General features: G+C 64.3%; 3 protein-coding genes. 2 read left to right on the forward strand and 1 reads right to left on the reverse strand.

The genetic code is table 11. From position 1 onward, the window contains the following. Positions 1-137: 137 nt before the first annotated feature. On the reverse strand, positions 138-1,910 hold the full coding sequence (locus tag EOA19_RS34635; protein ID WP_128306090.1) for a methyl-accepting chemotaxis protein: 1,773 nt from the start codon (positions 1,908-1,910) through the stop codon (positions 138-140). A gap of 357 nt (positions 1,911-2,267) precedes the next feature. On the opposite strand from EOA19_RS34635, the gene EOA19_RS34640 reads away from it, so the two are divergent. Both EOA19_RS34640 and EOA19_RS34645 read left to right on the forward strand, forming a co-directional pair. After that, positions 2,268-3,155 carry a D-alanyl-D-alanine carboxypeptidase family protein gene (locus EOA19_RS34640; protein ID WP_128306091.1) on the forward strand — a complete coding sequence of 296 codons (888 nt, stop codon included), beginning with the start codon at positions 2,268-2,270 and terminating at the stop codon, positions 3,153-3,155. Between the two features lie 620 nt (positions 3,156-3,775). After that, positions 3,776-4,696: a DUF1003 domain-containing protein gene (locus tag EOA19_RS34645; protein ID WP_128306092.1), complete on the forward strand. Its 921-nt coding sequence runs from the start codon at positions 3,776-3,778 to the stop codon at positions 4,694-4,696. Positions 4,697-4,767: the final 71 nt, after the last annotated feature.

The following is a 4,767-nucleotide window of genomic DNA, read 5'->3' on the forward strand; positions in this document are numbered from 1 at the left end:
GACTAGCCTGGGTCGGCGCCAACGGAAGTCTCCCTCCCCCTTGTGGGGAGGGGTTAGGGGTGGGGGTCCGTGCCGGGCAGACATCTCAAGAATTCCACGTGCGATAGCCCTCCCCACAAGGGGGAGGGTGAGCGCAGCTACTGCCGCTTGTATTCCCGCACCGGCGACTTGGTGCCGTCGGTGTAGGTGACCTGCACCGACATCGATTTCACGCTGTCGGCGACCTTGAAATAGGGCTGGTAGTCGTAGGGGATGGCGTAAGGGTCCTTCTTGTCGCAAGGCGGCATCTTGATCTCCTTGTCGAGCGCCGCGCCGTTCAGGCTGTAGTGCACCTGTTTGATGGCGCAGCGGTAGGACAGCATCTGGGTGAAGTAGACCAGCCCGTGATTGCCGCTGGCATCGAAGGCGATCCACGAGGTCCAGAACTGGTCGAGGATCTGCTTGTTGCCCTGCTGAAGCGCTGTCTCCGGGTCGAAGCGGATGTCGAACGGGCCGGTCTCGCGGCCCCTGATGTCGAGATATTTGATGGCGATGATGCCGGCCACGGTGCTGTCGGGCATCTCGAAGCTCGGATTGGCCATCGGCTTGCCGGTCGTCTGGTCGTTCATGGCCAGAAAACCGGTGTCGGTGAACGGACCGCTGTCGCCCATGCGCCAGGAGATGGCCGTCGCCGGCTCCGGCAGCGAGATGGTCATCGACCAGCCCTGGTTGGAGCGCATCGGCGTCAGCGAAGGCACGAAGCGGGCGGGATCGAGCACGTCGCTAAGCGCTGCCAGCCGGCTGCGGCTGCGGTCCAGCCAGTCGGCGAGTTGCGTCTGGTCGACGAAATATGTGAGCAGCCCGCCATCCTTCTCGTAGGACGTGAACTTGGTCAGCGCCTCGGCCTCGTTGCGCTTGTCGGCCAGCGTCTGGGCGCCGAGCCGGTCTTCGGAAAACTCCTGCGCCAACAGGAAATAGGCCGGCGCGAAATCTGGATTGGCTGATATGAAGGATTTGAGCTTGTCGACGCGCTGGGCGTCGTCGAACTGCTGGATATGCACCAGCTTGATCGACAGCGCCTTGCCCTTGTCGGCAAGCGCGCCGAACACTTCGCGGGCGCCGGCCTTGCCGTCCTGCACCCGAAGCAGCGTGGCAAAGCGCGTGTAGGGATCGATGGCGTCGACATCGAAGCCGGCAAAGGCAAGGTAGGAGCGCCGCGCATTGAGCATGTCGCCGGACAACTCGTAGACGCGGGCATTGTGGTAGAACTCGTCCGGCCGCTTCGGCTCGGCAATCGCCCCACCCTGCGCGGCAAGGGCGGCAAAGCCCCTGGCGATGGTGTCGATCGAGGCGGCGATCTGCTGAGTCGTTTCTTGCAGCTTCTCGGTCTGCTTCTTCACCTCGTCGGTGGTCTTCTGCACTTCCGCCGTCTGCTGCGTCTGCTGCTGCTGGGCGTTAGCGATCTCATCGGCCTTCTTCGCCACCGTGTCGGTCGACTGCTTGACCTGTTCGACCGTTTTCTGCGTCTGCGTGACGGTCTGCTCGATCCTGGCCACTTTTTCGGTAACGATGCCCATCGACTGCTGCAGCCCGGCAATGGCCGGCACCAGGCTGGCGATCACCCCGTTCTGGGCGTTGGTCTGCTGCTGCAGGCCGTAGACGCCGCCGGCGACGGCCGCTGCTGTTGTGGCGAAGATCAAGGCCGGCAGCGCTCTGGCCGCCAGCACCAGCCTGAGCACGATGGCAATGGCGATGATGATTGCGGCCACCGCGGCGATCAGCGCGATATAGGCGGCGAACGGCGCCAGCGGATTGAGGATGTCGGATACGGCACCCCCGATAAAGGCGACGCTGCCGGCCCATTTGCCAGTGCGGCTGAGCGATGCCCTGATAAGCGAGGGCGCAGCGCCCCCGGCCCCGATGTTCGTCATGCCAAGCCCCCAAGCCCTGAGATACCACGCCCCTTCCCACGGGAAACGCGGCCCTGGCAAGGAAAGACACGGGAAAACCGGCGTTTTCGGGGCGGATGGCAAGCTTGGGTTCCTCGCCCCCACGCAGTGGGGGAGAGGTGGCCGCGAAGCGGCCGGAGAGGGGGCCTTCGTAGGGCGCAGCCCCTCTCCGTCTCGGCTTCGCCGAGCCACCTCTCCCCACTTCGTGGGGCGAGGAACCAAGTCCTGTGAGACCTCGACAATCCTGGGGCTAACCGGCATTAACCAAATGGACGCAACAGCCGCGTTACGTTAGCTTCGTCTCATCTCAGCAACAGCCGACCCAGAACAGTCCTGCCCTTGTCCAACCTGCGTCCCCTTCCGCTCATCCAGAGAGTTTTTGCGGCACTCGCCCTGCTGGTGCTGCTTGCCGGCTGCGCCACGACGCCGCCCGACAGCGTGCTGGCCGTACCCGCGCCGGCGCAGAAATATGCGGCCATCGTCGTCGACGCCAGGACCGGCAAGCAGCTGTTCGAGGTCAGCTCGACGGCGCAGCGCTACCCGGCTTCGCTGACCAAGATGATGACGCTGTATCTTTTGTTCGAGGCGCTGGAGTCCGGCCGCGTCACCAAGCAGACGCAGATCCCGGTTTCGGACCATGCCGCCTCGCAGCCGCCGACCAAGCTGCGCTTCCGGCGCGGCGAAAGCATCGACGTCGATTCGGCGATCCGCGCCATCGTCGTCAAATCGGCCAACGACGTGGCGGTGGCGGTCGGCGAATATCTCGGCGGCAGTGAAGATCAGTTCGCCGCCATGATGACATCCAAAGCCCGCCAGCTCGGCATGACCAGCACCAGCTTCCGCAACGCGTCGGGCCTGCCCGACGATGGCCAGATGACGACGGCGCGCGACATGGCGGTGCTCGGCATGGCGCTGCGTCAGCGCTTTCCCCAGCAGTTCCACTATTTCTCCGAAAGCGACTTCATGTTCCGCGGCAGGCTGGTGCGCGGCCACAACGACATGCTCGGCCGCGTACGCGGCGTCGACGGCATCAAGACCGGCTACATCAGGGCCTCGGGCTTCAACATCGTCACCTCCTACAATGCCGACGGCCGCAATCTGATCGTCGTGGTGATGGGCGCCGCCTCAGCCCGCCAGCGCAACGACCATGTCGAAGCGCTGATCCAGCGGAGCCTGTCGCCGACCATGGACGGCGCCAAGACGAGGCTGATGTTCGCCGAGCAGTAGTGGCCGCGGCGCGGTTCGCGTCTGGGCGCCCGGTGATGGATAGGAATTTTTTCTTGACTGGTGAGGGCAGCTACGCTACTGTTTTGGGTATGGTGCCGAGTCGCGCCAATTGACCCACTGGAAACGTGACCCGCCCGCAAGGCGGGTTTTTTATTGCCCGCAGCCGTGCAGAACCTTGTGCACGTTGGCGGGACAGCACCCCCCTCTGTCCTGCCGGATGTTCGTCGCTCGGAAAGCCAAGCAATTGGCTTTCCGCCCGCTGCGCGGACCGCTCCTCAACCCCCGCAAGGGGGGAGATCAGCGGCTTCGGCGCTACGCTCACTCATGTGACGGTGGAAATTGGCGAAATCCGGGATGACAGTCAATCTCCCTCCTTGCGGGGGAGATGTCCGGCAGGACAGAGGGGGGTGATTGGCGCAAACATCGGGCAAGTTCTTCACCGCAAGCGACACTCGCAGGTCGCGGCATGGATCCTCGGGTCTGCGCGTCCGCTTCGCTCCCGCTCCGCCCGTGGATGACGAAGTCGGGAAGCGATCAAAACACTTGTAGTCCCACGAAATCCGTCGCGATGCTGGCGATGTTGCGGCATACGTCGCCCAGCACCCTCAGGAGCCCGCATCATGAGCACCGTCCCCAAAACGCCCGAGCAGGCGGAAGACAACCAGCACGACAGCGGCGGCGAATATTTCGAGGCGCCGACCCTCAGTGAGCTGGAGGCCGATCCGGTGTCGGACGAGCACTTCGAGACGCCCGAAGTGCCGGACTCCGAACCTGCGGGCCCAGGCGCCCACCGCGGCAAGCCGAAGAAAAAACCGTCGGCCATATCGGGCCGCAAATTCCGCAAGCGCGATCTGGTGCGCATCGACACGCTGCGCCCAAGCCTCGCCGACCGCATCCGGTCGGACCATCCCGACCTGCCGGCCGGCGCCCGCATCAGCCGCGCCGAGCTCGGCCGCTACCGCATGCGCTACATGGAGGAGCTTCTCCAGCAGGAGCACGGCGAATTCTCCGAGCTCGACCGCCAGGTGGTCGAATCGATCGCCAGGCAGGACACCATTTCCGAAAACTCGGAAGAGGAATTCGAGGAGCACCGGACGTTCGCCGACCGCGTCTCCGACAACATGGCTTCCTTCGGCGGCAGCTGGTGGTTCCTGATCTCGTTCGGCAGCGTGCTGCTGGTGTGGATCGGCATCAACCTGATCGCCGGCATGAGCGCCGCCTTCGACCCCTACCCCTTCATCCTGCTCAACCTGCTGCTCTCCTGCATCGCCGCCATCCAGGCGCCGATCATCATGATGAGCCAGCGGCGGCAGGAGTCCAAGGACCGCCTGCGCTCCTTCAACGACTACCGCGTCAACCTCAAGGCCGAGCTCGAAGTGCGCCATCTGCACGAAAAACTCGACTACCTCATCTCGCGCCAATGGACCCGCCTGGCCGAAATGCAGCAGATGCAGCTGGATGCGATGCACGAACTGGCGGGCGCGAAGAAGCCCAAGCGCGCTGTGCGCAGAAGGCGGGCGGTGAAGAGTGAGGCGGGGTGAGGAGTGGTCCGCGCAGCGGACGAAAAGCCAATTGCTTGGTTTTTCGAACGACGAACGCCCTGAGCCTGGGA

Origin of the sequence: Mesorhizobium sp. M7A.F.Ca.US.010.02.1.1 (assembly GCF_004023085.1) — a bacterium.
Classification (GTDB): Bacteria; Pseudomonadota; Alphaproteobacteria; order Rhizobiales; family Rhizobiaceae; genus Mesorhizobium.